This is a genomic window from Pseudomonas sp. C11 (genome assembly GCF_034683865.1).
In the GTDB taxonomy this organism is placed as follows: Bacteria; Pseudomonadota; Gammaproteobacteria; order Pseudomonadales; family Pseudomonadaceae; genus Aquipseudomonas.
On record NZ_JAWIIP010000038.1, the window covers coordinates 1 to 317 of the forward strand.

Consider the following 317-nt stretch of genomic DNA (forward strand, 5'->3'; position numbering starts at 1 on the left):
AACGATACCGTCCGTTTCGAAGATCAAGTGGTGATAGTCACCGGTGCCGGCGGTGGTCTGGGCCGTGCCCATTCGCTGCTGTTCGCCCGCCATGGCGCCAAGGTGGTGGTCAACGATCTGGGAGGCAGCACCCACGGTGAAGTCGCCAACGCCTCCGCCGCCGACAAGGTGGTGGAAGAGATTCGCGCCTTTGGCGGCACCGCCGTGGCCAACCATGATTCGGTGACCGATGGCGACAAAATAGTACAAACCGCGCTTGATCATTTCGGCCGCATCGACGTGCTGGTCAACAACGCCGGCATCCTGCGCGACAAGAG

General features: G+C 61.8%; 1 protein-coding gene. It reads left to right on the forward strand.

Annotated elements, in window-relative coordinates; translation table 11 throughout:
- Positions 1-317 (forward strand): SDR family NAD(P)-dependent oxidoreductase (locus VC352_RS24830; RefSeq protein ID WP_322982159.1); only part of this gene is annotated, 317 nt, incomplete at both ends.